This window comes from Sphingomonas sp. NCPPB 2930 (assembly GCF_042867205.1).
In the GTDB taxonomy this organism is placed as follows: Bacteria; Pseudomonadota; Alphaproteobacteria; order Sphingomonadales; family Sphingomonadaceae; genus Sphingomonas.
Genome location: NZ_JBHZQU010000003.1, coordinates 297,997 through 324,953, shown reverse-complemented (window position 1 = coordinate 324,953; position 26,957 = coordinate 297,997). Strand labels below are relative to the sequence as shown.

The 26,957-nt window shown below is 65.7% G+C and carries 20 protein-coding genes and 3 pseudogenes; 13 read left to right on the top strand and 10 right to left on the bottom strand.

Annotation, left to right across the window (positions count from 1 at the left end):
- Nucleotides 1-13: 13 nt before the first annotated feature.
- From ACFX59_RS06440 to ACFX59_RS06420, 5 genes and pseudogenes are all read left to right on the top strand, one after another.
- Nucleotides 14-1,798 carry a copper resistance system multicopper oxidase gene (locus ACFX59_RS06440; protein ID WP_387430737.1) on the top strand — a complete coding sequence of 595 codons (1,785 nt, stop codon included), beginning with the start codon at nucleotides 14-16 and terminating at the stop codon, nucleotides 1,796-1,798.
- Nucleotides 1,799-1,887: 89 nt separating this feature from the next.
- On the top strand, nucleotides 1,888-2,682 hold the full coding sequence (locus ACFX59_RS06435; RefSeq protein ID WP_387430735.1) for a copper resistance protein B: 795 nt from the start codon (nucleotides 1,888-1,890) through the stop codon (nucleotides 2,680-2,682).
- Between the two features lie 24 nt (nucleotides 2,683-2,706).
- Nucleotides 2,707-2,952, top strand: a complete 246-nt coding sequence (locus tag ACFX59_RS06430; RefSeq protein WP_387430733.1) for a hypothetical protein — start codon at nucleotides 2,707-2,709, stop codon at nucleotides 2,950-2,952.
- 45 nt (nucleotides 2,953-2,997) lie between these two features.
- Nucleotides 2,998-3,405: pseudogene (locus ACFX59_RS06425) on the top strand (transposase); the annotation flags it as partial.
- Nucleotides 3,398-3,602, top strand: a pseudogene (locus tag ACFX59_RS06420) (integrase); the annotation flags it as partial. The pseudogenes ACFX59_RS06425 and ACFX59_RS06420, both read left to right, overlap by 8 nt.
- A gap of 111 nt (nucleotides 3,603-3,713) precedes the next feature.
- Here ACFX59_RS06420 and ggt read toward each other — a convergent pair.
- Both ggt and ACFX59_RS06410 read right to left on the bottom strand, forming a co-directional pair.
- Nucleotides 3,714-5,450 carry a gamma-glutamyltransferase gene (ggt, locus tag ACFX59_RS06415; protein ID WP_387430731.1) on the bottom strand — a complete coding sequence of 579 codons (1,737 nt, stop codon included), beginning with the start codon at nucleotides 5,448-5,450 and terminating at the stop codon, nucleotides 3,714-3,716.
- The gene (locus ACFX59_RS06410) at nucleotides 5,450-8,848 is read right to left on the bottom strand and encodes a TonB-dependent receptor (RefSeq protein WP_387430729.1); all 3,399 of its coding nucleotides are present in this window, start codon (nucleotides 8,846-8,848) and stop codon (nucleotides 5,450-5,452) included. The genes ggt and ACFX59_RS06410 overlap by 1 nt, the downstream gene beginning before the upstream one ends.
- A gap of 168 nt (nucleotides 8,849-9,016) precedes the next feature.
- On the opposite strand from ACFX59_RS06410, the gene ACFX59_RS06405 reads away from it, so the two are divergent.
- Nucleotides 9,017-9,559 (top strand): RNA polymerase sigma factor, encoded by a 543-nt coding sequence (locus ACFX59_RS06405; protein ID WP_387430727.1) that lies wholly within the window; start codon nucleotides 9,017-9,019, stop codon nucleotides 9,557-9,559.
- Complete coding sequence (locus ACFX59_RS06400) at nucleotides 9,556-10,533, top strand: FecR family protein (RefSeq protein WP_387430725.1); 978 nt, start codon at nucleotides 9,556-9,558, stop codon at nucleotides 10,531-10,533. The genes ACFX59_RS06405 and ACFX59_RS06400 overlap by 4 nt, the downstream gene beginning before the upstream one ends.
- A 192-nt stretch (nucleotides 10,534-10,725) precedes the next feature.
- On the opposite strand, the pseudogene ACFX59_RS06395 reads toward ACFX59_RS06400, so the two are convergent.
- Together ACFX59_RS06395 and ACFX59_RS06390 are read right to left on the bottom strand one after the other, a co-directional pair.
- Nucleotides 10,726-11,169 (bottom strand): annotated as a pseudogene (locus ACFX59_RS06395) (VOC family protein); the annotation flags it as partial.
- A gap of 2 nt (nucleotides 11,170-11,171) precedes the next feature.
- Nucleotides 11,172-11,867, bottom strand: a complete 696-nt coding sequence (locus ACFX59_RS06390) for a type 1 glutamine amidotransferase domain-containing protein (RefSeq protein WP_387430723.1) — start codon at nucleotides 11,865-11,867, stop codon at nucleotides 11,172-11,174.
- A 194-nt stretch (nucleotides 11,868-12,061) separates the two neighbouring features.
- Between ACFX59_RS06390 and ACFX59_RS06385 the strand changes: the two genes are divergently transcribed.
- The gene (locus tag ACFX59_RS06385) at nucleotides 12,062-12,940 is read left to right on the top strand and encodes a LysR family transcriptional regulator (protein ID WP_387430721.1); all 879 of its coding nucleotides are present in this window, start codon (nucleotides 12,062-12,064) and stop codon (nucleotides 12,938-12,940) included.
- Nucleotides 12,941-12,978: 38 nt separating this feature from the next.
- On the opposite strand, the gene ACFX59_RS06380 is transcribed toward ACFX59_RS06385, so the two are convergent.
- Entirely contained in the window at nucleotides 12,979-14,109 is a 1,131-nt protein-coding gene (locus ACFX59_RS06380) for a Gfo/Idh/MocA family protein (RefSeq protein WP_387430719.1), read from the bottom strand.
- A 31-nt stretch (nucleotides 14,110-14,140) separates the two neighbouring features.
- Here ACFX59_RS06380 and ACFX59_RS06375 point away from each other — a divergent pair, with 31 nt between their 5' ends.
- The 5 genes from ACFX59_RS06375 to ACFX59_RS06355 all read left to right on the top strand — a co-directional run bounded on the left by ACFX59_RS06375 (nucleotide 14,141) and on the right by ACFX59_RS06355 (nucleotide 20,296).
- Nucleotides 14,141-15,034: an aldo/keto reductase family oxidoreductase gene (locus tag ACFX59_RS06375; RefSeq protein ID WP_387430717.1), complete on the top strand. Its 894-nt coding sequence runs from the start codon at nucleotides 14,141-14,143 to the stop codon at nucleotides 15,032-15,034.
- Complete coding sequence (locus ACFX59_RS06370; RefSeq protein WP_387430715.1) at nucleotides 15,031-16,101, top strand: LLM class flavin-dependent oxidoreductase; 1,071 nt, start codon at nucleotides 15,031-15,033, stop codon at nucleotides 16,099-16,101. The genes ACFX59_RS06375 and ACFX59_RS06370 overlap by 4 nt, the downstream gene beginning before the upstream one ends.
- 66 nt (nucleotides 16,102-16,167) lie before the next feature.
- Entirely contained in the window at nucleotides 16,168-17,400 is a 1,233-nt protein-coding gene (locus tag ACFX59_RS06365) for an MFS transporter (protein WP_387430713.1), read from the top strand.
- Nucleotides 17,401-17,487: 87 nt separating this feature from the next.
- Nucleotides 17,488-19,785 (top strand): TonB-dependent receptor, encoded by a 2,298-nt coding sequence (locus ACFX59_RS06360; RefSeq protein WP_387430711.1) that lies wholly within the window; start codon nucleotides 17,488-17,490, stop codon nucleotides 19,783-19,785.
- Between the two features lie 67 nt (nucleotides 19,786-19,852).
- Nucleotides 19,853-20,296 carry a sulfatase-like hydrolase/transferase gene (locus tag ACFX59_RS06355; RefSeq protein WP_387430709.1) on the top strand — a complete coding sequence of 148 codons (444 nt, stop codon included), beginning with the start codon at nucleotides 19,853-19,855 and terminating at the stop codon, nucleotides 20,294-20,296.
- Nucleotides 20,297-20,553: 257 nt separating this feature from the next.
- On the opposite strand, the gene ACFX59_RS06350 is transcribed toward ACFX59_RS06355, so the two are convergent.
- Genes ACFX59_RS06350 through ACFX59_RS06330 form a run of 5 tightly spaced genes read right to left on the bottom strand, consistent with a single transcriptional unit; the run spans nucleotide 20,554 to nucleotide 26,684 of the window.
- On the bottom strand, nucleotides 20,554-21,357 hold the full coding sequence (locus tag ACFX59_RS06350) for a hypothetical protein (protein WP_387430707.1): 804 nt from the start codon (nucleotides 21,355-21,357) through the stop codon (nucleotides 20,554-20,556).
- Entirely contained in the window at nucleotides 21,357-22,310 is a 954-nt protein-coding gene (locus ACFX59_RS06345; protein WP_387430705.1) for a PleD family two-component system response regulator, read from the bottom strand. Before ACFX59_RS06345 ends, ACFX59_RS06350 begins: the two co-directional genes overlap by 1 nt.
- Nucleotides 22,307-23,809, bottom strand: coding sequence for a hypothetical protein (locus ACFX59_RS06340; protein WP_387430703.1), 1,503 nt, complete (start codon nucleotides 23,807-23,809; stop codon nucleotides 22,307-22,309). Before ACFX59_RS06340 ends, ACFX59_RS06345 begins: the two co-directional genes overlap by 4 nt.
- A complete protein-coding gene (locus ACFX59_RS06335) occupies nucleotides 23,806-25,689 on the bottom strand; it encodes a glycosyltransferase family 2 protein (RefSeq protein ID WP_387430701.1) in 1,884 nt (627 codons plus the stop codon). The genes ACFX59_RS06340 and ACFX59_RS06335 overlap by 4 nt, the downstream gene beginning before the upstream one ends.
- Nucleotides 25,677-26,684, bottom strand: a complete 1,008-nt coding sequence (locus ACFX59_RS06330; protein ID WP_387430699.1) for a hypothetical protein — start codon at nucleotides 26,682-26,684, stop codon at nucleotides 25,677-25,679. The genes ACFX59_RS06335 and ACFX59_RS06330 overlap by 13 nt, the downstream gene beginning before the upstream one ends.
- Between the last annotated feature and the right edge of the window lie 273 nt (nucleotides 26,685-26,957).

Below are 26,957 nucleotides of genomic sequence, written 5' to 3'. Positions count from 1 at the left end.
CAGGATGCTTTCCATGACTTTATTCTCTTCCGCGGGGTGCGGAGGGGCGGCATTGCCCGACGTGTCGCGCAGGCGCTTCGTCCAGGGGCTGGCCCAGGGACTGGGGCTGTCGGTGGGCCTTTCCGTCGCCGGCCGCGCCAGCGCCGCTACCGCGACTTTCCCCCGCGCCAGCCATGCTCCCCAGATGCTGACCGGCCCCGACCTTGCGCTCGACATCGGTGCGACGCGCGTCAACTTCACCGGCCGGGATCGCCCCGCGATCACGGTGAACGGCGGCCTGCCGGGCCCAACCCTGCGCTGGCGGCAGGGCGATACCGTCACGGTGCGCGTGACCAATCGCCTGTCGGGCCACGTCCAGACCTCGCTGCACTGGCATGGCATCCAATTGCCCGCCAACATGGACGGCGTGCCGGGAATGAGCTTCGACGGCATCTATCCCGGACAGGCCTATCTCTATCGCTTTCACCTGCGGCAGGCAGGCACCTATTGGTATCACAGCCACTCGCTCCACCAGGAGCAGGCCGGACTCTATGGCGCGATCATCGTCGATCCGGTTGCGCCTGCGCCCTATCGTTATGACCGCGAGCATGTCGTCCTGCTGTCCGACTGGACCGATCTGGACCCGGCCGCGCTCTACAGCCGGCTCAAGAAGATGCCGTCCTACGACAACATGTTCCGGCGCACCGTCGGCGACTTCCTGTCCGACATCCGCAATTATGGCTGGGATGCGACCGTGGCGGATCGCAAGATGTGGGGAAGGATGCGGATGACGCCGACCGACCTGTCGGACGTCAACGGCCTGACCTACACCTATCTTATGAACGGCCATACCCCCGCCGCCAACTGGGAGGCCGGGTTTCGCCAGGGCGAGCGTGTTCTCCTAAGGCTCATCAACGCCGCGAACATGAGCTATTTCGACTTCCGCATTCCCGGCCTGAAGCTGACCGTGGTCGCGGCCGATGGGCAATATGTGCATCCGGTCACGGTCGACGAACTGCGTATCGGGGTTGCCGAAACCTATGACGTCATCGTTGAGCCCGTCGGACAGGATGCCTTTACGCTGTTCGCCCAGGATATGGGGCGTACCGGCTTCGCCTGCGGTACGTTGACGAGTCGACCCGGCCTGCGAGCCGAAGTTCCGCCGCTCGACCCGCGCCCAATCCTGGCGATGAAGGACATGGGCATGGATCACGCGGCGCACGGCAAGCGGGATCGCTATGCCGGTTTCGTCGCCGAACGTCGCGATGCCCCAGTTCTGAAGGGGCCGGTAAGTCATCCGCGAACCGAGCGGAACAGCACCTATGTCGATATGCAGGCAATGGTGGCGCAACCCCGGCTGTCCGATCCCGGCGTCGGCCTGCGTGATCGCGAGACCAAGGTCCTGACCTATGCCGACCTGCACAGTCTGGATGGCGATCCCGATGGCCGCGATCCGGGGCGTACGATCGAACTCCACCTGACGGGCAACATGGAGCGCTTCGCATGGGCGTTTGACGGGGTGCCCTTCATGGATGCCAGACCGCTGCGGTTCAATTATGGCGAAAGACTGAGGGTGGTCCTCGTCAACGACACGATGATGCACCATCCCGTTCACCTTCACGGGATGTGGAGCGACCTGGAAGACGACCGTGGTGCGTTCCAGGTCCGCAAGCATACGGTGGATATAGCGCCCGGATCACGGCGGTCCTGTCGCGTGACTGCCGACGCGCTGGGCCGGTGGGCCTATCACTGTCACCTTCTATACCACATGGACGGCGGCATGATGCGCGAAGTCGTGGTGGAAGAGGCGGGACGATGAGGGCGCCCGTCATATTTGCCGCAACCCTTGCCGGGCTTGTCGCATCCGCCGCCACGGCGCAGCACCATCATCATGCGGGGGAGGGGGCTATGACGACGGCCACGGCGTCGGATGCATTGGCGGCAACCCCGACGCCCGCGACACAATCGCCCTTACCGACCATGCCAGGCATCCCCAAAAGCCCCATACCCGTCTCCACCCAGGCGGATCGGGCGGCCGCCTTCCCGATTCTGATGAGCAAACACGCGCATGATGCGCCACGCGTGACGCTCGTCAATCTCGATCGGCTGGAAAGCTGGAACGACGATGGCCGGGTGGGCCTCGCCTGGGAATTGACATCCTGGACGGGCGGCGATGTGCAGCGCCTCTGGGTGCGATCGTCAGGAGAACGCGAGGGCGGCAAGACGCGCGGCGACGTCGAGTTGCTCTACGGCCATGCAAAAGGGGCCTGGTGGGATGTGGTGGGCGGAATCCGACAGGATTTCGGGCTCGACAAGACCGATCAGACCTGGGCGGCGATCGGCATCCAGGGGCTGGCTCCCTTTATGTTCGACATATCGGCGACGGCATATCTGAGTACGGATGGGCAGACGATGCTCCGTGCCGAGGCGGAATATGACCTTCTGCTGACCAACCGCCTGATCTTGCAACCCGTGGCGGGCTTTCGCACCTTTGGCAGGAACGATCGAAGCCGAATGCAGGGCGCGGGGCTGTCTTCGATCGAAACAGGAATACGCCTGCGGTATCGCGCGACACGTTCCGTCGCCCCCTATCTGGGTTATTCCTACGAAAGATCCGCGGGTCATACCGCCGATTACCGGCGGCTCGCGGGCCGTGACGTTTTCGAAGGACGCCTCGTCCTCGGCCTTAACAGCTGGTTCTGAACAGTTTTTCCAAGGAGATTAGCGATGAAGACATTCCTCCGACTGACCGGCATCATACTCATGCTTGCCCCCACTACCGCCATGGCCGATGCGAAGCCGAACGTCGTCGATCAGGCTTTCAGCAAATATGACAAAAACAAGGATGGATATATTGCCAAAGCCGAAATTCCCGCTGGCCATGAATTGTTGGAGCATTTCGATATGGCCGATCGTGACCATGACGGAAAACTGGACAAACGCGAGTTCGGGATTGTCCTCAAGATGATCTAGAGGCTGTTATGGACTTGGGAGAGCTGTTGATTCATCCGGCGTTGGATGAGCGTTTGCCGCAAGCCGTATCTATCTGACATCAGCGACGAGGCATGGTCGCTAGTCTTGCCGTACCTGCTGTTAAAGCGAGAGGACGCGGGTCAGCGGGAGCATGACCTGCGCGAGGTGTTCAACGGCCTGCGCTACATCGTGAAAACGGGCGCGCCGTGGCGATGGATGCCGAACGCCCTGCCGCCTTGGGCGGCTGTATACCAGCAGACGCAACGCTGGCTGGCGGCTGGGTGCTTCGAGGCGATGGTAGACGATCTGTGGGCTGTGTTAAGATGGGCCGTAGGGGACAAGGCCGAGCGCAGCGCCGCGATCATCAACAGCCGCACCCTGCGCTCCACGCCGGAAAGCGGCGAGCGTGCTGGCTATGACGGGGCAAAGCGCAAGAAGGGCTCCAAAATCCACCCGACCGGTTCAGTTCGAACTGGTGCCAGGCGCTCGCGCCAGCTTACTGGCCTAGCTCGAACGGCGGGGCGGCTCAGTGGATGACTGTGTCTTCCCAGCGGGTCGATCAAAACGGCCATCTCAGTGCCCGCCAGTACGCCCAGCTTGTCGATGAATGGGTGACAGGGGGCGGTTTGATGCGGCGTGAATTTGGTACCCGACCTCGGTGGCGTTACTGACCGCCGCGCCGTTTTCGCAAGATCGGACGAGCAGGCATCGACGTCTCCCAGGGGAGCCCGGCGTTCGGCGGACGGTACATGGCGATGCTCCTAACGGACAGGAATGGCGGCGGCGTCGGGGCGGCGGGTGTCGGCGGCGCCGAGGAAGCGATCGCCATCGACCATGATCGACTGGATCGAGCCCATCGTGTTCGACCGGCGCACCTTATGCCCTTTCGCTTCGAGCATCGGCACGATGTCGGGCGAGAAGCCTTCCTCCAGCTCCAATGCGGCATCGCCGCCGCTCTGGTTGATCCGCGGCCGTTCCGCGGCCTCGCTGACGTTGAGGCCGTGATCGATGACGTTGGAAAGCAATTGCACCATCGTCGCGATGATATAGCCGCCACCGGGCGTGCCGGTGACGAGCCAGGGGCGATCGCCATCGAAGACGATGATCGGCGTGATCGTCGATCCCACGCGCTTGTTGGCGACGGGCAGGGCCGCGCGCCGCTCGGTCGCGCTGCCGCGCCGGCCCCAGGCGAGGTTGCCGAGCGAGTTGTTGAGAAGGATCCCTGTACCCGGCGCGACGACGTGCGCCCCGTAAGAGGCCGAGAGCGTATAGGTGTTGCTGACCGCGTTTCCCGCAGCGTCCGCGACCGAGAAGTGCGTCGTGTCGCGGCTTTCGTAAGGGTACGGATTTCCGTCGGGTACGTCATCCTTGCCGAGCGATCGGTCGGGCCGGATCAACTTCGCCCGTTCGGCCGCGAAGCCCTTGCTGGCCAGGCCCACCGCGGGTGTTCGCCAGTCAGGGCCGCCGCCGACCAGCCGGCGATCGGCGGAGACGATCTTCATCGTTTCCGACAGCAAATGGAGGTTGGCGACGCTGCCCCATTTTGCTTCCGCGACCGGAAACGTCTCCAGGATGTTCATGCCCTCGGCGACGCTGACGCCCGATGCGGTCGGCGGCATATAGGCGATGCGCCTGCCGCGGTAGCTCGACCAGATCGGTGTTGATACGATCGCCCGATAGCCAGCGAGGTCGGCCGCATCGATGATGCCTCTGCCAGCGCGGATGCCCGCCACGATCCTTTCGGCGAGCGGTCCGGTGTAGAAGCCGTCGCGCCCTTTGGCAGCGATCGTCGTCAGCGTCGTGGCGAGGTCCGGCTGGCGAAACGTCTCCCCGGCGGCATAGGCCTTGCCGTCGGGCTTGAAGAAGGTCGCCATCGCAGCGGGATCGTCGGCCATCAGCTTGCGCTGCGCGGCCTGTGCCTGCGCCTCGTCATCGGACAGGACGACACCTTTTTCCGCCATCGCGATCGCCGGCGCGATCAGCGTGCCCCAGGGCAGCGAACCGAAGCGGCGGTGTGCTTCCCACAGTCCGGCGACCGTGCCGGGTATGGCGATGCCCTTCATCGACATGACCTTCTTCGCGTCGACCTTGCCGTCAGGGCCCAGCAGCAGATCGTCGGTCGTGTGGCGGGAGGCCTGGCCGTAATAGTCGATGGCGATGTCCTGAGCGGGTTTGCCGCCCTTCGCCGCCATGTGGACGAGCATGTAGCCGCCGCCGCCGATGTTGCCGGCGCGGGGCAGCGTCACCGCCAGCGCGAAGCCGACTGCGACAGCCGCGTCGACGGCATTGCCGCCCTTGCGCAGGATGTCGGCACCGACCGCCGCCGCGATCCGGTTCTGGCTGACGACCATGCCGCCGCGTCCAACGATCGGCTTGTGAATCTGGTCATAGGCGACGATGTCGCCGCCCGAGGGCGAGCGGGCCTGTGGCTCTTCTTCCTGCGCCGCCACGAGGGATGGCAGGAGCAGCGCGACAAGGGCGAAATGGCACATGCGCATCAAAACGACGCCCGGATGTTGGCGTACCAGTAGCGGCCGTACGGATTATAGAGCGAGCCGAGGAAGCCGTTCGAGGACAGCGGTGGCTTTGCGTTGGTAAGGTTCCTGACGCCGATCCGCATGCGATACCGTCCTTCCTGTTTGTTGCCGACGCTGACCTGTCCGTAGAGGTTGTAGGTCATCTGATCCTGGATCAGCCAGGCCGCGCCCGCCGAATCGATCAGGCCGGTGTCGTCCACGTCGCTGGTATATTGCGTGAAGCCGCCAATCTGGAACTGGCGGTAGCTCCACGTCGCGGTTCCGGTCACGCGCCAGCGCGGCTTGCCGTTCTGGCGGACGAGGTCGCCGGCATCGGCGATCGACGTACCGGCGTTGATCGTGCCGGCGGCGCGCGCGTCGATGAGCTGCTGGATCGGCTGCGAGGGTTCGAGGAAGAAGCGGCGGAGATAGGCGGCATTGGCCGACAGCGTCAGCCGCCCCGCACCAAAGTCCGGCAGCCGCCAGTTGAAGCCGAGGTCGACGCCGGACGCCTGCTGCGGCAGCAAATTGACGTAGCGATCTTTGACGTAGAGCACCCGGCCCGCCGGCTGGAGTCCCGATCCGGCGAAGAGTGCGATATCGTCTGCGGTCGGCGTCGCGCGAACGACATTGGCGTTGGTGCCGCCGCCGACGCGGGCGAGGTAGTCGGCGATCAACGCATTGCCTTCGCCGAAGATGCCGACGATCCCCTTCTGCTTCACGTTCCAATAGTCGGCGGTCAGCGTGATCCGGCCGACCGTCGTGTCGAGGAAGTGCGGTTCCAGCACGACGCCTGCGCTCCAGGTGTTGGAGGTTTCGGGCTTCAGGTCCGGATTGCCCGCGCGCTGGGCGCTGATCGCGAACGACTGGCTGCAATTGGCGAAGGAGCTGATCGCGCCGGTCCGGAGCTGCGCTTCGCAGCGGACATAGTCGACGCGGGTGTTCGAGCGGGTGACGACGCGGGCATTGATCTGTTCGAGATTGGGCGCCTTGAACCCTTCGGCGTAGGAGCCCCGTAGGCGGATGCCGCGGATCACGTCCCAGGCACCGGCGATCTTGGGCTTTGCGACCGAGCCGACGTCACTGTAATGTTCGAACCGGCCGGCCAGCTGGAATTCGAGGTTGCGGACCAGTGGCACATGCATCGACGGGCCGACGATGGGGACCGCCAGTTCGGCGTAGGCCGCGGCGACGATGCGGCGGCCGCTGGTGTCGGGCGACGGGCTGGTGCCGACGAGGTCGGAGCCATAGGTGATTCCGCTGACGCTGTCCGTGAAGGTCGTCGTGCCGTCGACGCGCGGATCGCGGTCGTCGAGCTGCGTCTCGCGGCGGATTTCCGCGCCGAGGGCGAGGCCGAGGTTGCCGCCGGGCAGTGTCAGCAGGGCTGCGTTCGACAGCTTCACATCGGCCAGCGCCAGCGTCGCCTTGCTGAAGCGCGTCGTCTTGATGCGGATCGCCTGTAGTGCGGCGGCGTTGCTCTGCGCGGTGTCGCGCCCCGAGGGGTTCGACAGGTCGCTGCCGTTGAAGGGATTGTAGGCGTCGGGCGTCGACAGCGCGAGCTGGCGCTGCAACAGCGTCGAGCTGATCCCGTCCGACGTGTCGCGGACCTGCGCCTCCGAATAGAGCGCGGCGCTTTCCCACTGAAAACCGAGCCAGTCCCAGCGCAGGCCAGCGAGCACGCGATACTGGTCGTTCTCGACATGGACGAGGTTGGGACCGGCATCCGCGATGTTGTAGCTCGACAGCGTGACCGCGAGGCCGCTGGCGGGCGCGTTGATGCCGGGCAGGCGGTTGGGATTGGCGGCGCCGTTGAGCACGGTCGGGCCGAACGGATTATAGTAGTTGCTGGCCGGCACGATGATCGGCAGCGAACTGAGCGTGCCGGACGGCGACTGGATGCTGTCGGTGGTCGCCTTGTAATAGCCCGCCTCACCGAACAGCTCGAGACCCGGCGTCAGTTCGTAATGGCCGTTGACGAACAGGTTGAGCCGCTCGACCGAGGGCATGATGTAGGTGTCGTAGGCCGCACGCGGGTCGAAGCGCAGATTGCGGTCCGCGGCTGCGGTGTTGGTGCCGTCATCGATGCACAGGCCGTTCTTCAGGCCCGTAGTCGCATTGGTCTGACAGCCGCTGTTCGTGAGCGGCTGGATGTGGAACTGGCCCGATGCGTTGGTCATTGCGATGGTGCCCTGACGAACCTGGACGTTGCCGACCGTCTGGAACGAGCCCCAGGGGGTGATCGACGACCGGCCGTCGAGCGCGGTCGCGCCTGCGAACCGGGTACCGACGAACAGCGGCCTCTTGTCGTCATAGGCGGTGTAATCCTGTTCCGAACTGCGCAGCGGGGTGCGATCGGTATAGCTGGCGAACAGGGTGATGTTGCCGCGTCCGTGGCCGATGTCGGTCCCTGCCAGCAGCGAGAGGGTGTTCTCGGTCTGGCTGGTGTGTTCGGGATAGCCGGTCTGGCCTTCGATCTGCACGCCGTTGAAATCGGTGCGCAGTACAGTGTTGACGACCCCGGCCACCGCGTCCGAGCCATAGATGGCGGCGGCGCCATCGCGCAGCACCTCCAGCCGCTCCAGCCCGAACACGGGGATCGCGTTGGTATTGTAGGTGAGTACCGGGACCAGGTTGTCGTCGGCGCGGCTGGTCGGGTGGTTCACCACGCGGCGGCCGTTGAGCAGCACCAATGTGTTGCCGACACCAAGATTGCGCAAATTGACCGAGCCGACGTCGCCGCGCGCCGCGTTCGAGCTGTTGGGCAGGTACGAGCTGTTGAAGGTGACATCGCCCAGTTGCGGGATCGAACGGAACAGTTCGTCGCCGCTGACTGCGGCGGTGGCGGCGATCTGTTGTTCGTCGACGATTGTTACCGGCAGCGCGGCGACGTTGTTCGCGCCTTTGATCTGTGAACCGACAACGACGATGTCGGATGTCGGTGCGGCCCCATCGGCGTTCACCGCGGCTTCGATCGCGGTATTGGATGGCGCGAGGCGTTCGCCGACGACCTGATGCACAGGTGCCGGGGTCGTCGCCTGGACGAAGGCGACCGGCGCTAGCGAGGCGGTGTCGAGCGGCACGACACGCACCGTTCGCGGCCCGGTATAGCGCCAGCCGAAACCGCTGCGCGCGAGCAGGAGGTCGAGCGCAGCACCGGGCGTGTAGCGGCCGTTGATCTGCGGTGCGCGCCGGTCGGCGACGGCAGGATCGGTGAAGACGAGTTGCAATCCCGCCTGACGTGCGACCCGCAGCAGTGCCTCGTCGAGGCGGCCGGCCGGCACGTCGATCGTGACGGTGCGCTGTTCCTTGGCCACGACTGAGGTCGGTACGATCATCGCCGTCGCGCACGCGGACAGCAGCAGCCGATAGGTTCTAATCAATGTTCGTCCCCCCGGATCGGTATCGCAGCTTTCCGCTGCCCCCCGCTGCTTTTGACGCAACAACCACACAGATGCGAACCGCGACCGCGACATTTTTCTGCAATGCTTAATTTTTCGGTTCGCCAATGATGTGGACGCACGTCATAGAGGCGAGGGGGACGCAGGGGGATGCAGCAGGATGCGAATAAGGCCGTCGTTGTTGACGGGCGAGGGCAGGCTGACGGTAGCGACGCGCCTTTCGCGGCCTATCGTGCCGCGTTGCGCGCCTTCGTGTCGCGGCGCATCCTCGATCCGCACGAGGCCGAGGATCTGGTGCAGGAAGCGTGCACGCGCCTGATCGCCACCGCGCGCCAGCGTTCGCTGGATGAGCCTCAGGCCTATCTATTCCGGATCGCTGCGAACCTGATCGCCGATCGGGGGCGCCGGCATACGGCCCTTGTGCCGTTGACCGATGACCTGCACCCGTCGATCGCGCCACGTCAGGAAGAACGCCGCCGCGCTGTCGACCTGCAGCAGGCGCTCGAGGTGGCGCTGGCCGAACTAAGCCCTCGGGCGCGGGCGATCTTCCTGATGCGGCGGTTCGACGAAATGGGTACCGGCGATATTGCGCGCGCGCTGGGGATCAGTCCGCGGATGGTCCAGAAACACCTGACCCATGCCGTGAGCCACCTGTACGACCGACTGGCGCATCTGCGCGAGGTGGCGCCATGAGCGAACGCCACGACCCGGACCGCCACGTTTTGGGCCGCCATGATTTGGGGAAGCGCCGCGAGGCGGTGTTCGACGCGCTGCTCGGCGACCGCGCGGACACGCTCCATCCCGACGACCGCGCCGAGGGGCAGGCGTTCTGGGATTGGTTGGGCGAGCAGCCGCGTCCCGCTGCGAACCACACGCCGTCCCGCCGCCCCATGTGGTTCGGCTGGACGATCGCTGCGGCGTTGGTGTTGACGGTGGGAGGCAATCCACAGCCAAGGATGCCGGACGCCGCCGATGCGACCGTCGTCCGCTATGTCTCGGGGCGAGGGGAGCGGCGGGTGATCCGCCTGGCTGATGGGTCTGCCGTCACACTCGGTGCGCAGACCGCGCTGAGCGTCCGCTTCGCCCGTGCCCGCCGCGGCCTGCTGTTGGAGGAGGGCGAGGCCCTGTTCGAGGTGGCGCACGACCGCAATCGTCCGTTCGTCGTGCAGACGCGGTTTGGTGCGGTTACTGCGGTCGGCACCGCCTTCGGCGTCACCATTGGTCGCCGCGAGGCGGACGTCTCGATCACCGACGGGACGGTACGTGTCACCGTCTCGGCCGATCCACAGGACAGGTCCACGTCGGTCGCCAAGCTCGCGCGTAAGGGCGAACGCGTGGCGTTCGGAACGACAGTGCAGGGGGGCGCCCGCGTGGGCTTCATCCGCCAGACGGAGATGGTCGACGTTGACGACGCGATTGCGTGGACGCGAGGCCAACTCGTCTTCCACGGCGAACCATTGGAAGAGGTGATCGACGAGGTGAATCGCTATGCGATCAGCCAGGCCGACGAACTGTCGCTGACCGACCGCCGCGCCGCGCGAACGCCGGTCTACGGCATCATCGACCAGGGCAATCCGGCTGCGATTCGCGACCTTATCGATCGCCCGGAGGAGGTGGTTTCAATATCGAGGCGGTTGAGGGAAGGGCATAAATACCCGTTTCCCTGACAATAAGATCGGCAAGAAGGTGAAAGCCAGGGAATCCGGTATGATCACTTTCGGGAGGCGGATCGAGGCTATATCGACCGAAGGCTTCAGCGTTGTCACGGTCCGCATTCCCCCATCCCACTGCGATCTTGCGACCAAGCGTAGCCGGACCTCCGTATCGCTTGAATTAAACGAATGACAGAAGCTGGGCGCTACGTTGGGCATCGAAGCCCAGGGTCCGGCAGGCGCCTTGCGTTCGCCGTGCTGGAGCAATTCGATCGAGATGCCGTCGGGCGAGCGGACGAACGCCATATATCCGTCACGCGGCGGGCGATTGATCGTCACCCCGCCGGCCTGAAGCCGGGCGCAGGTCTCGTAGATGTCCTCGACGCGGTAGGCGAGGTGGCCGAAATTCCGGCCACCGGTGTAGGTCTCGACCGGGCTGCCATCTTCTGGCGGCCAGTTATAGGTCAATTCGACCTCGGCCTGACCGGGTTTGCCCTCGCCGCGATGATCCTCGTCAGCCGCGAGGAAGATAAGGGTGAAGCGCCCCTGCTCGTTTTCGATCCGCCGGGTTTCCCTGAGGCCCAGCAGTTCGAAGAAACGAACCGTCGCCTGCGGATCGGTGACCCGCAGCATGGTGTGAAGATAGCGCATGATCAGACGGCCTTTGCCTTGAGGGCTTCCATGACCAGTTCCGCCGTGCGTGTGGCCGAAGCGGGGTTCTGTCCGGTCACCAGATTGCCGTCGCGCAGAGCGAAGGGCTGGAAATCGGGCCCGCCCTCATGGTGTGCGCCCAGTTCCTTCATGCGGGTTTCGAGCAGGAAGGGCACGGCCTGATCGAGGCCCACGGCGCGCTCCTCGCTGTCGGTGAAGGCGGCAACCCGGCGCCCCTCCACGAACGGCGTGCCATCGGGCTTTTTCGCGGAAACAAGCCCGGCGGGGCCGTGGCAGACCGCGGCCAGGATCTTGCCTTCGCGGTCGAACCGCTCGACCAATCGCGCGAGTTCCTCGCTGCCGGGATAGTCGAACATCGTGCCGTGCCCGCCGGGCAGGAACACTGCGTCGCAATCGGCCGTGTCGATGCTGGTGAAAGCGGGCGTGTCGGCCACTTCGGCCTTCAGCGCTTCGTCCTTCAGATAGCGCTCGACCGACGCATCATTCTCGCCATCGGCGTTGACGCTGCGCTGGTCGACCGGGATCGCGCCACCCTTGATTGAGGCCAGGGTCACGTCGGCGCCCGCATCGCGGAAGCCGTAGTAGGGCGTGGTCAGTTCTTCGAGCCAGACGCCGGTCGGCTCGGTGCCGGGCGTCATGCGGTCGGCGGACGTGGCGATCATGAGAATGCGTGTCATCGGTTTGGCTCCTTTGCGTGCCGGATCGGGGGCGAGTGACGATGCCGTTGCAACGATGGCTCGGACCAACGCCTGTCAGAATGCAGCCTCAGTTATCCGTCTGTCGCGTCGATGCTCGATCAAATAGGCCTGATCGCTCATCATGAAACCCAACGGGAATGGCCACCATACATAAATCAATTTATGGAAACGCAATGTCCCTCCCACAGATGCGCACTTTCATCGAAGTTTATCGCCGTCGGTCGCTGAGCGACGCGGCGCGCGCGCTCGGCATCACGCAGCCTGCGGTTTCTCAGCACATCGCCTCACTCGAGGCGCAACTTGGCCATCCGCTTTTCGATCGCCATTCGCGCGGTGTCCGTCCCACGGCGATCGCGGACGATTTCGCCGCTTCGATTGGCGGCAGCCTCGATAAGGCCGAAGCCGCATTGGCATCGGCGCGCGCGCGGTCGGTTCGCATTTCGGGCACGGTCCACATCGCCGCGCCATCCGACCTTCTCGGTGAAATGATCACGCCAAGGCTCGGGCCGTTGCTCGGCGCCGGGCTTGATCTGCGCCTGCATATCGGTGGGCGCGATGCGCTTTATGCCATGCTGCTCGACGATAAAGTGCACCTCGGCATCACCGCATCCCAGCCCGAAGACGCGCGGCTCGCCTATCAGGAGATCGGCAAGGAAGACCTGCGCGCCGTGGCCGCACCCGCCATAGCCGAGCGGATTGCGCGCATGCCGCTGCGTGAGGCGCTTAATACGGTGCCCTATCTGGCCTATGACCTCGACCGGCCATTGGTGCGCAACTGGCTGGAGGCGAACCAGATTGAAGTAGCAACGCTTCCGGCCCTGACCGCACCTGATCTGCGCGTCCTGCGCTCGGGTCTATGCGCAGGACTGGGTTGGACGGTGCTGCCCGGTTATCTCACCAGCGCCGAGCGCACGGCCTGCACCCTTGTCGAAATTGAAGCGCCTGTTCGCGTGCCGACCAACCCATACTATCTTGTCTGGGCCAAATCCTCCTTGCGCCACCCACGCGTGGCATTAGCCCGCGATGCCCTGATCGGAGCATTGCAGGCATGACCGCTCCGGCCGACCTTGGGTCCAAGCGCCCGATGCGGTCACGGTAAGCGGCCAAGCAAGCCGAGGTCACGACACTGTACGATCTCCTCGACCTCACGCATCTCGACCACGCGGTGTTCGCGGGCGCTGATTTCCGCTGCGACGCCCATCGCCACCGCGCGAAGACCATCCTCCGCGGACACCTGGACGGGGCCCTCGCCGCGCACCGCATCGGCAAAGGCGAGGTGCTGGTAATAGGTCGCGCCCTCATGGCTGCCTGCGGCATGGGCCGTCGGGTCGATCGCGATGCGGGTGCGCTCGACGCGTTTGTCTCCGCCGAAGCCGACGCGCGGGCTGTAGACCAGTTCGCCGGGCGGGATCAGGACGTCGAGGCGGGCCGTGTCGCCGGTCGCGCTCATTTCCTCCTGATGCTCGGCACCGTCTGCGAACATCGACAGATCGAGCATCGCGCGCACGCCATTGGCGAAATCGATGGTGGTGAAGCTGTTGTCGATGATGTCGGGTGTGCGGCCGTCATACCGTTCGTCGAGATGGTTCACGTCCATCGCGCCCGAGCAATAGACGCGCACCGGTTCCGCCCGGACGATCAACCGCATCAGGTCGAAGAAGTGGCAGCATTTCTCGACCATCGTGCCGCCGGTATTGGCTGCGAAGCGGTTCCAGTCGCCGACCTTGGGCAGGAAGGGAAAGCGGTGCTCGCGGATCGATAGCATCTGCAACCGGCCGACGCGCCCGCCATGGATGGCATCGATAAAGGCGGCGGCGGGGGGCATGAAGCGATATTCCATGCCGGTCCAGAACGGCCGGGCATGACCGGCGGCGCGCTCGACGATCCAGCGGGCATCGGCGAGGGTGGTGGCAAGCGGCTTTTCGCACAGGATCGCCGCATCCATGTCGAACAGCGGTTCCAGCACCGTGCGGTGAGTGTGATTGGGGGACGCAACGACGACCGCGTCGACACGCGCGTCGCGGGCAAAGGCCTCGACGCTGTCATAGGCGGTGACGTTCGCCGCTGCGGACCCCAACGCGTCGCGGGCCCAGTCGAGCGATTGCGGCACCGGGTCGGCGATCGCCACGATCTGCGCCCCCGGCACCAGCGCGATGTTGCGCAGATGCTCGACGCCCATCATGCCCGTTCCGACGATCCCGTATCGAATTGCGGCTACCATTGCCCGTGTCCCTATGCCATTCCGACGCCCGATGACGACCATCCGCCTTTCCCGCGAAGCACGGCCGCTCGGCAAGAGTGCAATCCTTGTGTCCCCGATAGCTTGGGGCATGTGGCGTTTTACCGGCGAGGATGTCTCCTCGGCGCGTGCCCGTGTCGAGGCGGCGCTTGATGCCGGGATCACCCTTTTCGACACCGCTGATATCTACGGCGTCGACGATGGCGGGTTCGGATCGTCCGAGGCGCTATTGGGACGGGTGCTCGCCGAGGCGCCCGAATTGCGTGAGCGGATGGTGATCGCGACCAAGGGCGGCATCTGGCCGGGCTTTCCCTATGACTCGAGCGCGACGTATCTGGCCGGGGCGCTGGACGCGTCGCTCACGCGCCTGGGCGTCGAGCGGGTCGAGCTGTACCAGATCCATCGTCGCGATTTCCTGAGCCATCCGCAGGAGGTCGCCACCGCGCTGACCCGCATGGTGGAGGCGGGCAAGGTCGCCGGGATCGGCGTGTCGAACCACAGCCCGGCCGAGGTCGATGCGCTCTCCGCATTTCTGGGCCTGCCGATCCTGACCACCCAGCCCGAATTTTCGCCGCTGCATTCGGCGCCGCTGTTCGACGGTACGCTGGATCAGGCGATGGCGCGGGACATGGCGGTGCTCGCCTGGTCGCCGCTGGCGGGCGGACGGCTGGTTGCGGGAGATCATCCGGCGGGGGCGCTGCTGGCCGAGCATGGCCGGCGTTGGGGCGTCGATGCCGCGACGGCGGCGCTGGCCTGGACCATGGCGCATCCGGCGCGGATCATCCCGATCATCGGATCGCAAAATCCCGACCGTATCCGCGCGGCGGCCGAGGTGTACCGCGTGGAGTGGACCCGCGCCGAATGGTATGCCGTGCTTCAGGCCGGAATGGGAGAGCGCCTGCCATGACCGATACGCTTGGCCCATGCGAGATCAGCTGGTTCTCGGCGTTGTGCGACGACGATTACGAGTTTCTGGGCGTGCCCGATCCGGCGTTGCGCTCCAGCTGGGAGCATTGCCGCGACATCGTGTTGCAGGCGGAGACGGCGGGCTATGACAATTGCCTGCTGCCGTCGGGCTATGCGCTGGGCATCGACACCACCGCCTTTGCCGCCGGGATCGCGCCGCTGCTCCGGCGGATGCGGTTGTTGATGGCGGTGCGGATCGGCGAAAGCTGGCCACCGCAACTGGCGCGCCAGATCGCGACGATCGACCGGATGCTGGGCGGGCGGCTGACCGTCAACATCATATCCAGCGACCTGCCCGGCGAGACGCTGGACAGCGCGCCCCGCTACGCCCGCACGGTCGAGGCGATGCACATCCTGCGTACCCTGCTCGACGGAAAGCCGCTGGATCATGACGGCGAGTTCTGGAAGCTGAAGCTCGACCCGCAGCGCGTGACGACCGTATCGGGGCGGTGCCCTCCATTTTATTTTGGCGGCCTGTCGGAGGCCGCGCGTGAGGCGGCGGCCGAGGGCGCCGACGTCTATCTGATGTGGCCCGACACGATGGAGGGCGTGCGCGGCATCGTCGCCGACCTGCGCGCGCGGGCCGCCCGGCGCGGCCGGAGCTTGCGCTTCGGCTACCGTGTCCATGTCGTGGTTCGCGAAACCGAGGCGGAGGCGCGCGCCGCCGCCGACCGGCTGCTGTCCAAGCTGGATGATGCCACCGGCGCGGCGATCCGGTCGCGCTCGCTGGATTCGCAATCGGCGGGCGTTCGCCGCCAGGCCGAATTGCGTGAGGGGAGCGGCGACGGCTATGTCGAGGCCAATCTGTGGACCGGCATCGGTCGGGCGCGTTCGGGGTGCGGTGCGGCGATCGTGGGGGATCCCGATCAGGTTCTCGCCAAGCTACAGGCCTACCGCGAAGCGGGCATCGATGCGTTCATCCTGTCGGGCTATCCGCATGCGGCGGAGGCGGACCTGTTCGCCCGCCATGTCCTCCCACGGATCGATCATGCCCCGCTGACATTGTGAGCGGCTTGGCGGCGCGATAGAGAAACTGTCTCGCCGCCGTGCCCGGCGCCTCGCCATGATGCGGGCATGAGACATGTCGGGGAATTGAGCGCGCGCCATCGCGGGCTGTTATTTGCTTTGGTCATCACGGCCGGTGTTCTGAACCTCGTTGACCGGCAGGTCATCGCGGTGCTGAAGCCGGTGATCGCCGCCGATCTTGGCTGGAGCGATGACGAATACGGCACGCTGGCCGCCTGGTTTCAGGGCGGCGCGGCGGTCGGTTTCCTGTTTAGCGGCTGGATCGTGGATCGGCTGGGCGTGCGCTGGGCCAATCCGATCGGGGTGGCGGCGTGGAGCGTCGCGGCCTTGCTCCATGGCTGGGCGCGGTCGATGGGCGCGTTCATCGCGGTGCGCGTGGCCCTGGGCGCGACCGAGTCGATGGGGACGCCCACGGGCATCAAGACGGTCGCGGCCGTCCTGCCGCCGCGCTGGCGGTCCGCCGGGTTCGGTGCGGGCAATGCCGCCAACAGCCTGGGCGCGATCCTGGCGCCGCTGGCCATTCCGGTCCTCGGCCTGACATTCGGCTGGCGGGGTACGTTCATCGCGGTCGGGCTGGTCGGGCTGGGCTGGGCCTTGACCTGGTTGATAGCGGCGCGAGGGATCGTCTTTGCCGCGCCCAAGCTGGCCGACGCCGCGCCGCCGTTACCCGACGCGCCGCTGCTGCGCGACCGGCGGACCTGGGCGGTGGCGGGGGCCAAGCTGTTGTCCGATGCGACTTGGTGGCTGTTGCTCTTCTGGTTGCCCGACTTCTTTCATCGGCAATTCGGGCTGTCGGGCGTCGCGCTCGGTGTGCCGCTGGCGCTGGCCTATGGTGGCGCAGCGATCGGCTCGCTGATCGGCGGAGCGGTGCCGACGCGGCTGCTCGGGCGTGGCTGGTCGATGAATGCGGCGCGCAAGGCCGTGCTGTTTGGCGGTGCACTGGCCGTCGTCCCGATCCCACTGGCACTGCTGACGCATAGCTATCCGGTCGCGGTATCGCTGATGGCGCTGGCGCTGGCCGGGCATCAGGCCTTTTCCACCAACATCTTCGCGATGATCGCCGATATCGTGCCCCAGCACCGGGTCGGTCGGGTGACGTCGTTCGGGTCGTTCTGCGGCAATATGGGCGGGGTGGCGATCGCCAAGATCGCTGGGCTGATCCTGGCGGCGGGACTGGGCTATTTGCCGCTGCTGTTGTTCGCGGCGGTGGCCTATCTGGCAGCGCTTGGTTGGGTGCAATTGCTGTTACCCCGGCTCAGGCCGATCGAGGCCGGGGGCTAAAGCCACGCTGCTAACGGGTGAGGTGCTTCTTTATTTCCCATGTAATAAGTGGACATTAGCTTCCGCGTCGATCTGAAAGGGGACCAGATGATCGATCGACGCCTGTCCGTGCTGCTTGTCGGCACCGCTTTTACCCTCATTGCCACGTCCGCCGCCGCACAGGATGCGCCCACCGCTAAAACCAACACAAAGCCCGCTGACGGCGAGGTGGTCGTGACCGCGCGTTATCGCAATGAGACGCTGCAACAAGTTCCGATCGCGATCACCGCGCTGGAGGGCGGTACGCTGGCGGAGCGGCAGCTCAACAATCTCGAACGGATCGCAGCCTCGATCCCATCGGTCGGCTTCCGCAGCGGCGCGTCCAACAAGGATCGCACCGTCTTTATCCGCGGGATCGGCACAATCACGACCTCGCCCGGCGTCGAGCCGTCTGTATCGACCGTGCTCGATGGTGTGGTGCTGACCCGTCCGGGCCAATCGACGCTCGACCTGGGCGAGGTCGAGCGGATCGAGGTATTGCGCGGGCCGCAGGGCACCCTGTTCGGTAAGAATGCGTCGGCGGGCGTGGTCAACATCGTCACGCGCAACCCGACCGACGAATTCCACGCCTTTGGCGAGGCCGGAGCAACGACCGATCAGGAGTATCGTATCAAGGCGGGAGTCTCGGGCGCGATCGTGCCGGGCAAGGTCCAGGCGCTGATCGGCGGCCTCTACAGCGATTTCGACGGCAATCTTCGCAATGTCGCAACCGGTCATGATGCCAATGGCTCGCGCCGTTACGGCGCGCGCGGCAAGTTGGTGGTGACGCCTTTCGACGCGCTGAAGATCACCGCGATCGGCGACTATCTGAACACCCGCGAGACGGTGGCGGCGGTCTATAGCTCGACCCGGCAGATCGCCTATCCGACGAATGCGATCACGGACTCCACCGCCCTGGCTACCGCGCTGGCCGGGCAGGGGATCGTCGCGTCATCGTCCAACCGGCGGCTGGCGACCGATATCGACACCAACGTCCGCGACGAGAATTATGGCGGCTCGCTGACCGGCGAACTGACGCTGGGCGACTATCACGTCACCTCGATCACCGCCTGGCGGCAATGGTTGAACCAGCAGCGGCAGGATTATGATGGTCTCGCCCAGCTGACGGCCGCTTTTCCGTCGGGAGTAGATGACGGCACGGTCAACAGCCGCCAATTCTCGCAGGAGCTTCGGCTGACCTCGCCCAAGGGCGGGCTGATCGATTATGTGCTGGGGGCCTATTATCTGCGCGCGCGGACCGACGAGCGATACCAGCGGGCACTGACCACGCTGTCGGGCACGACACGTACCAACACCACCGGCATCGCCAATTACGGCATCACCAATCACAATTACGCGCTGTTCGGCGAGGCGAACATCAACTTCACCCCGCATTTCCGGGGAATCGCGGGCTATCGTTCGACCTGGGACACGCTCGACTTCTACCATGTCCGCACCTCGACCAACGACCCGACGAACAGCGGCGCGGCGTCGCTCGACCGGCCCGGCGTTCGCGCCTATCACAATGCGACGGGCCGCACCGATGCGCGTGGCGACAGCTACCGCCTCGGGCTTCAACTCGATCTGGGCGACCATGCCCAGACCTATTTCACCTATTCGCGCGGCTATAAGGGCCCGGCCTACAACGTCTATTTCAACATGCGTTCGCTCAATGCGACGACCCTGCTCGACGAAGTGCCGTTGAACCCTGAAACGTCGAACTCCTATGAGGCCGGGATCAAGGGCAGCACCGCCAACCGCGCGCTCAGCTATGCACTGGCGGTCTATACGACCGATTTCGACGGCTATCAGGCGAACTTTACGGACTCGGTTGGCGGCGCGCCGGTCACGCGGCTGATCAACGCCGGATCGGTCCGGTCGCGCGGAGTCGAGGCGGACGTGACGCTGCGCCCGGCCCGGGGCTTCACCGTCGATCTGTCGGGGGCATTCACCGACGCCACCGTCCGCAACTTCAACTGCCCGGTCGGCGCGCCGGTCAGCTGCAACATCAATGGCCAGCCGCTGCCCTTCGCACCGCGCGTTCGCCTGTTCGAGAATGCGGCCTATCGCTTCGCCCTGTCGGATGCGCTGTCGCTTGAGCTGCAGAGCGACGTGTCGTTCAGCAGCAAGGTGCAATATTCGCTGGCCGAGACCCCCAACACTGTCCAGCCCGCCTTTGCCATCTGGAACGCCAGCGTGGCGCTGATCCGGCCCGGCGATGGATGGCAGCTTCGCGCCTATGTGAAGAACATCGCCAACACCTCCTATGCCAGCTTCCTGAGCAACGGCACATTTGGCGGGACCGTCCGCTTCGTGCCGCGCGACGACCGGCGTTACGCGGGCCTTCTGCTGCGGAAGGACTTCTAATGAACGGGGACATGACGCGGCGCGGGGTACTGCTCGCCGGGACCGGCGGTGCGTTCGCCTCTATTCGATGGCGGCGGGCGCCGCACTGGAGCCGCGCCGCCTACCGCGTGTGCCGGGCGTCAGGCCGCGCGACATCCTGGTCGTGCTGACCGATGACCATCGCTACGACGCCATGGGCTTCAGGAAGGCGCGGCATTTCGGTGACACGCCCATGCTCGACCGGCTGGCGCGCGAGGGGACGCGTTTCCCGCGCGCGTTCGTCTCCAACGCGCTGTGTTCGCCCAGCCGGGCCGTCGCCCCAACCGGGCTATTGCGAAATCTTCGACTGGGGGCGGGGGTAGGGGCGAGGCAGAGACATCTCTCGGGACGGTCGCCGCTTCGCCGCGATCCTCGTCATCGTCCTGATGAAGTGCCCAGGCCGCCAGTTCCTGTTCGAAACAGAAGACCGAGCCCTGTTTCCCACCCGGTATCCGCCGCACCGGCAAGTCGCGCTCCCGCGCCCAGCGCATGACCGTGGTCCAATCGCAATTGAATAGGCCGCGATCGATTTCCACCCGTCCAGACGCTTGCCGCCTTGGCCCCCGTCCTGCCCCACCTTGACGCCTACCCCCGAAGCGCCCCCCGGCCCCATCGTGCCCGGAGAGCCGATCGGGCGTCAAGCATCCGCCAGCACTACGCCGATCGGCCCTGATACCCCCTGTTTTGGAATGTTCAGACTTTGAAGGGGACGAGCATCGGCCGGTTGCAAGGGGTGCGCGGGCAAGGCGTTCAGAACCGGAACCACAGGCCGCCGGTGCCCCCGCGCTCGCGCAGGGCGTTTTTCCCGCCGACCGTCGCCAGTCCGCCGAGCTGAAGCGACCAGCGATCGTTCAGGTCATAGGCGGCGTTCAGGAAGGCATTGTGATAGCGATATGCCTTGAAGATGCCCTTGCCGGCCCCGTCGGACCAGCTGTTTGACACGGATGTATAGAGCAGGACGCGCTTGACCGGGCGGATGCCCAGGGTCGCGTCGGCCCGGAACTCGCTGGGGGGATCTCCCGCCCGCACGCGATAGCCGCCCGCCAGGTCGATGAAGCCGGACATGCGCCCGATCGTGAAACTCGCGCCGCCCAGCGCCCGCACGTCGAATTCGGCGTCGGTGCTGCCGACCTGGGCCAGGGAATCGCGGCGCCGCGTTCCCGGAATTCGTGCCGTCGCCTGGAGCGAGCCGACCCAGCGCGATCCGCTCGCTATACGGTAACGACCCCCGAGCTCGGTATAACCCAGCCCGGTGGTGTCGTCGGTCGCCCCCTGGATGCCGACATGCCGGAAACTCGGCGCGGCGATCAGCGTCAGATCGTCGGTGACGCCATATTCACCCAGCACATAGACTTCCTGCTTGTCGTAATCGGGGATGTCGATGGTCCGGCCGTTCGCGTCGAAGCCCCGGTCGCTGTGCGAATAGACGCCGGTCACCAGGACCTGTCCCTTGCCCTTGGGCAACGTCCAGGCCGATGCCTCGGCCGCCGTGGCATGGACGAGCGCGACGGACGCGATGGCGACGGCCAGGATGGAGCGGGTGGCATATTTCATCAGAGGACGTCCATATCGGGGAGGGGGAGGAAGGGTCTGCGCCGCTGCTGTTGTTCGAGCAGCGTAATCATCTCGCCGGGCAGCAGCAGCAGCCGGTCGCCGCTGGCCATATCGACCACGGCATCCAGCGCGACGTGAAGGTCGCGGGCCGACGCGCCATGGGGGAGCTTCATCGCGTCGATCCGTGTCAGCGCGGCCTCGCCAAATGCCACCATGCCCGCAGGATCGACATTGGGGGCGATGGACAGGAACAGCCCGTCGTCGAACAGGCCGAGCACCGCGCCCATCGGTGCGGCCACGTCGCACAATGCCATCGACAATTGGCGCATCAGCCGTGTCGCCGCAGCCGCCCCATGTTCCAGGCGATAGGGATCGAGCGCCCGAACCTGCAGCGCACACAGCGTCGTATCCACGCCATTGTCGGCGGCAAGACGGAGTTCGGCATCGAGAAGCGATCGGTTGGCGATCAACATGTCGGGGAGAAAACCGCGCAATTCCTCCTGCACCATGGTCTTGTCGCGCAGGGCCTTTTCCCGTGCGCGTCGGCGATCGATCTCCCGCTTGAAACGCAGCGCGGCGCGGGTCCGGGCGAGAAGGTCGATCGGCCTGAACGGCTTGGTGACATAGTCGTTTGCCCCGGCGACAAAGGACTGGTTGAGCGATGATACGTCGTTCTGGCCGCTGACCATGATGATCGGCACGTCGCGATACCGGCCCGAGGACCGGATGGCGGCGCAGGCCTCTATGCCGTCGACGCCCGGCATCAGGATGTCTAGCAGGATGCAGTCGAAGGCAGGGGGGGCGGGACCATCGTCGATGCCCAGCAGGTCATAGGCGTGATTGGCGTCGCTGGCGCCCTCCACCCGTGCAAATCCTCCCGTCGCCAGTGCGAGCATACCCGCGTCGCGGGCCTCCGCACTGTCGTCGACCAACAGAATGCGAGCGCTGTTCATGGAATTTTCGACCTTTCTGGGCGTGCCCATACCCGCCAGCCGCCTTGATCGAAGGCGAGCCGGTAGCCGGGCGGCCCCTGCTCGAACAGGTTGGGCATGCTGCGGCTGATGGCGTCGTCGCTCTCGCCGGGGCGATGTGCGCGAACCGCCACGGCGGGCGTCAAAACGCGGTGCGCGAGCACCGATACGCCGAATGCGGGGGATCTATCGGTCAGCAGGCCTTCGGCGCTGCCGCGCGCGGCCACCACCGCCGGGTGGGCCAAGGCGTCGATCATGACGTCCCGATGCCCCACCAGATAGCGGCCCAGCGCACGATCGGCCGATATCGCGCCGGTCCGCCCCGCCAGCGCCTGCGCGACAAGCCCGTTCGCCTTGACATCGGCGCCAAGGATCACCGGGGCGGAGACCAGCGCCCCGGCCAGGATCAGCAGGCCCGCCTGCGACAGCTTTTCCACCGGCCAGCGGGTAGAAACCCCGGCGGCAAAGCCCAGGGCAGGGACCAGGACTTCCCCAGGATGACGGGCAATCCCGGTCGCCACGACGAGGATCGACGCAAGCATCAGGCTGGCCAGCCCGGCCGCAACGCTTTCACGCAGGGCTCGCGGCGCGGTCCGCATCGTCGACAGCAGGACGGCGATGGTCGCCACGGCGGCCGTGGCGATCGGTGCCAGCGCCGCGATCGCCCAGCCAGGGGGCGTGCCGCCGCGCACTGCGTGATAGATATCCCCGATGATGACCGCCAGCGGGGCGTGGAGGATGATGACGAACAGCGCGAACAGCGACAGGACGGACAGGACCAGCGGGAACAGCAGCACCAGATAGGTGCCGAGATAATGCCGCTCCGCCAGGTCGCGGGGCACCGCGAAGATCAGGAAGGGGATGGCCCCGATCGTGATCGCCGCACCCTGCGCGCTGGTCATGGCGAGCATCGGCAGCGCCAGCGACAGCGCGATCGTCTCGTTGATGCCGGTGATCGTGCGGGTATCCATCATGCTGCGCCCCAGCACCCAGCCGCCCCATAGGAGCAGCAAGGCCTGCGGCCCTTGCGTGAGGGCCGAGATCGACAGGGGGTGCAGCGCCAGCAGCAGGACGAGGAGCATGATGGCGCCGGTCGACGCCCCCCTTTCCGCCAGCGATCCCCCATATCGTGCCGCCAGGCCGCCCAGCAGCACCGCGTCGACCAGCGCGACCGGATCGAGTCCGAGCGGCCGCCCCAGCATCTCGCCCAATATCAGCAGTAAATAGGGCAGGGGCGGATAGCTGGTGAGGAGCGCGGTGGGATCGGACTGGCCCGCGGCCGACAGGACCGCTCGTCCCGCCAGTTCGGCGGTGCCGTCGTGCCACAATCCCAGTTCGCTGATCTGCGCGGCCAGGCGGTAGCCCGCCAGGGCGACCAGAATGGCGAGAAGCGCCGACGGCGCGATCCCGATGCCGGCTGGCACCGACCATCGCCAGCGCCCGCCCCCCGACGAGGTTCCGGCCAGCGAAACGCCGCTCATGCCGCCTGTTCCTCCAGCGCGCTGGAGACTTCGGCCGCGGTGAATTTGGACAGGCCGTGCTGGGTCTTCTCCCAGTAGAAGGGCCGGGTGACGAGCTGCCACGCCCCTTTCCAGGCGGCGATGGACAGCAGCACCCAATACCACATGACGGTCAGCGCATAGGGCGCCAGCTGGACCCAGCGTCGCCGGAACGGCGCGAGCATCATCAGGTAGATGAACATGCCGTTCCCGATCAGCAGGTTCAGCATGCTGGTGTAGAGCAGCATCGGCGGGAAGACGATGTCGAAGCCCCCCGTCTGGGTCACCGCCCAGAAGAGGAAGACCGCCCAGAAAATGGGATTGAGCAGGCCGGAAAGGACCGTCCCGCCCAGGAAGCTGACAAAGCCGAGCGTCCCCAGCGGACCGACGGTCTTCATCAGGTGCAACGGGCGCCGGGTGTGAACCAGGCACGTCTGCATATAGCCCTTCATCCAGCGCGAGCGCTGCCGCACCCAATTGGCGTGCGAGACATTGGCTTCTTCATAGGTCGTCGAATCGACCAGGCCGACCCGATACCCTTTCTGGGTCATGCGGATTCCCAGATCGGCGTCTTCGGTGACGTTGAAGGGATCCCATGCATGAAGCTCGCGCAGGACCTCGATCTTGAAATGGTTCGACGTGCCCCCCAGCGGGATCGGGATACCCAGCCGCTCGAGCCCGGGCAGCATCAGATCGAACCACAGGGAATAGTCGAGCGTGAACATCCGCGTCAGCCAGTTCTCCGACGCGTTGAAATAGTTCAGGCGGCACTGGATGCAGGCGACGTCGGGCGACGACCGGCGAAACGCGGCGACGACCTTGCGCAACTGGTCGGGTTCCGGCTTGTCCTCGGCATCGAAGATGACCAGATATTCGCCGCGCGCGAAGCGCAGGGCATAGTTGCATGCCTTGGGCTTGGTCTGCGGCTGTGACGGCGGCACCCGCACGATCTCGAAAATGCCCTCCAGCCCCAGTCGCTTGGCCGCGTCGATCGTCTCGTCGTCGCCTTCTTCCAGGACGATCTTGATATCGAGCTTGCCCAGCGGATAGTCGAGCTTGCGCAGCGCGCCGGCCAGGATCGGCAGCACCTCCGGCTCGCGGAACATGGGGACGAGCACGGTGTAGACCGGCAGATCCTCGTCGCGCAGCAGTCGCGCCTCCATCGCCAAGGCGCGATGGCGATCGTGGCTGCGCCGTCCGCCCGCCCAGACGAGGACGCCGCGAAACACGAAATTGCCCAGATAGAAGGCGCTGGTGATCGTGTTGACGACGATCAGGGTCGGGGTGGGCACAAAACCCAGGCCCAGGCACAACAGGGTCAACCCGGCCCAGACGACCAGCAGCTGCGCCCTGGTGAACACGGTACGGGCCGACATTTCCGGATCGGCATCCGCCAGTTCGTGGACTGCCCGGTGCGAATGGCGGGCGCTGAAGACCTTTTGTAGGGACCACAGGACATCGAACTTGGCCGTGACGACCATGTCGATATTGGAACCCCAGCGACGCCGCGCGTACAGGACCGATTCCGGGCCCAGATGGGCGGTGACGACGACCATGCGCCCATCCTGCACCCGCCACGGCATCGTCAGTTCGCGCATGTAATCCTCGACTTCCGCCTCGATCAGCAGCGTCTCGTCGGGAGGATCGGTCTGAAGGTTGACGAAGGTCATGCCGAAGCGCCGCGCCGCCGCGCGATGAAAGTCCTGCGGCGTCATCCAGCGACGCGACATGACCACGTCGGACAGCGACCGGTCCCATTGCTCCATCAGGTCGAGCGCTTCGTCGAATTGCGCGAGCGAGAGGAAGCCGTTTTCGACCAGGAAGTCGGCGGTCCAGGAATCGCCGATCGTCAGGCAGCCCATGCCGGGGCCTCCGTCGCCGTCACGCGCCGGGGCAGGCGGCGATAGACCAGGCCCAGACCGACGCTGGCCGCTGCCCAGCCGATCAGGAGGAGCCAGCGCCAGATCCGTTTCGTCCGCTGCGATCCGTCGGCATCGACGCCGGGGCCATAAGCGGGATGGAGAGTCCGCGCGTCGCTGGCATAGGAAAAGGCCATCAGCCTTCCCGATGGTCCGAAAATACCGATGTCGCCGCTGTCCAGATCCAGCTTGCGCGGCACGTCCCGGCCTGGGCGCACCCAGATCACCGGGTGGTCGCCGGTCCGCAGCACCTGCACCACGGTCAGCCTGTCCAGCTTGTCCGGCGGGATGACCGTGACGCCATCCTGACGGATGAGGCTCACCGGGCCGAGATCGAAGCGTATCGGGGCGATGAAATCGGGCGGCTGCTGTCGCGAGACATAGACCAGCCCCCCGCCTTCCGCGAACGGACGGGTCCTGGGGGCCAGGGCATTGCGGACCAGGCCGCCAAATGCCGGATCGACGTCCGGTCCCTGCAAAAGGGTCAGGCCGGCCCGATAGCGGCTGGCAAGATGCGCGAAGGTGGCGTCGGCGCGGGCGGCATCATAGTCCTGGCGCACTGGGCCGACGACGCGCACCGATGCGGCCAGAGCGCGGCAATAGGGCGTCTCGCATTGCGGCACATAGGCGGCCACTTCGACCAGGCTGCGCATCGACAGCAGGCGTTCGTCCACATCGGCGCGCAGCGTGACGCTGTCCTGACGCCCCAGCCATGTCCGCGCGATCACAACGCCGTTGACGGCCATGGACACCCAGGGCTGCCGGGCGCCGCTGCCCGCTCGACCATGCAGGTCGACGGTCAGAGCCGACAATCGGGAGCGCGCGGGCAAGTCCCGCAGATCGATCACGTCGCGCCGGATCACTGTGCGCGCGGATTCCGTCGCCCCGGACGGCGTGGCGGCACCCGCCAGCAGCGCAAGATGGAGAGCGGTCCACATGGGTTTCGATCAAGGCAGCGGGCGAACGGGCGCGTGGAGGTTGCCCGATCCGGAGCGGGTCGAAGCGATGCTCGCGCTACAAAATGGCGATGCGGAAACCATATGCGCGTCAATGTCATATGTTAGTTAAATTCTGCTTATTGGGTTATCCTTTCCGTGACCGCGCGCAGTTGGGATGCACCGTAATTGCCAAGTGACTGGCTAAAGACGATTTTCCTTGATCGCTGGATATGATCTCATGAAATCGCGGTCTGATACATTCCTTAAAATGGA

Excerpts from the sequence above, each read along its gene's own strand:
- ACFX59_RS06370 (WP_387430715.1), top strand. The coding sequence starts at position 15,031 with ATGACCGATACGCTTGGCCCATGCGAGATCAGCTGGTTCTCGGCGTTG.
- ACFX59_RS06435 (WP_387430735.1), top strand. The coding sequence starts at position 1,888 with ATGACGACGGCCACGGCGTCGGATGCATTGGCGGCAACCCCGACGCCC.
- ACFX59_RS06360 (WP_387430711.1), top strand. The coding sequence starts at position 17,488 with ATGATCGATCGACGCCTGTCCGTGCTGCTTGTCGGCACCGCTTTTACC.
- ACFX59_RS06340 (WP_387430703.1), bottom strand. The coding sequence starts at position 23,809 with ATGAGCGGCGTTTCGCTGGCCGGAACCTCGTCGGGGGGCGGGCGCTGG.
- ACFX59_RS06365 (WP_387430713.1), top strand. The coding sequence starts at position 16,168 with ATGAGACATGTCGGGGAATTGAGCGCGCGCCATCGCGGGCTGTTATTT.
- ACFX59_RS06350 (WP_387430707.1), bottom strand. The coding sequence starts at position 21,357 with ATGAAATATGCCACCCGCTCCATCCTGGCCGTCGCCATCGCGTCCGTC.
- ACFX59_RS06330 (WP_387430699.1), bottom strand. The coding sequence starts at position 26,684 with ATGTGGACCGCTCTCCATCTTGCGCTGCTGGCGGGTGCCGCCACGCCG.
- ACFX59_RS06380 (WP_387430719.1), bottom strand. The coding sequence starts at position 14,109 with ATGGTAGCCGCAATTCGATACGGGATCGTCGGAACGGGCATGATGGGC.
- ACFX59_RS06430 (WP_387430733.1), top strand. The coding sequence starts at position 2,707 with ATGAAGACATTCCTCCGACTGACCGGCATCATACTCATGCTTGCCCCC.
- ggt (WP_387430731.1), bottom strand. The coding sequence starts at position 5,450 with ATGCGCATGTGCCATTTCGCCCTTGTCGCGCTGCTCCTGCCATCCCTC.
- ACFX59_RS06400 (WP_387430725.1), top strand. The coding sequence starts at position 9,556 with ATGAGCGAACGCCACGACCCGGACCGCCACGTTTTGGGCCGCCATGAT.
- ACFX59_RS06375 (WP_387430717.1), top strand. The coding sequence starts at position 14,141 with ATGACGACCATCCGCCTTTCCCGCGAAGCACGGCCGCTCGGCAAGAGT.
- ACFX59_RS06405 (WP_387430727.1), top strand. The coding sequence starts at position 9,017 with ATGCAGCAGGATGCGAATAAGGCCGTCGTTGTTGACGGGCGAGGGCAG.
- ACFX59_RS06335 (WP_387430701.1), bottom strand. The coding sequence starts at position 25,689 with ATGGGCTGCCTGACGATCGGCGATTCCTGGACCGCCGACTTCCTGGTC.
- ACFX59_RS06385 (WP_387430721.1), top strand. The coding sequence starts at position 12,062 with ATGTCCCTCCCACAGATGCGCACTTTCATCGAAGTTTATCGCCGTCGG.
- ACFX59_RS06355 (WP_387430709.1), top strand. The coding sequence starts at position 19,853 with ATGGCGGCGGGCGCCGCACTGGAGCCGCGCCGCCTACCGCGTGTGCCG.
- ACFX59_RS06390 (WP_387430723.1), bottom strand. The coding sequence starts at position 11,867 with ATGACACGCATTCTCATGATCGCCACGTCCGCCGACCGCATGACGCCC.
- ACFX59_RS06440 (WP_387430737.1), top strand. The coding sequence starts at position 14 with ATGACTTTATTCTCTTCCGCGGGGTGCGGAGGGGCGGCATTGCCCGAC.
- ACFX59_RS06345 (WP_387430705.1), bottom strand. The coding sequence starts at position 22,310 with ATGAACAGCGCTCGCATTCTGTTGGTCGACGACAGTGCGGAGGCCCGC.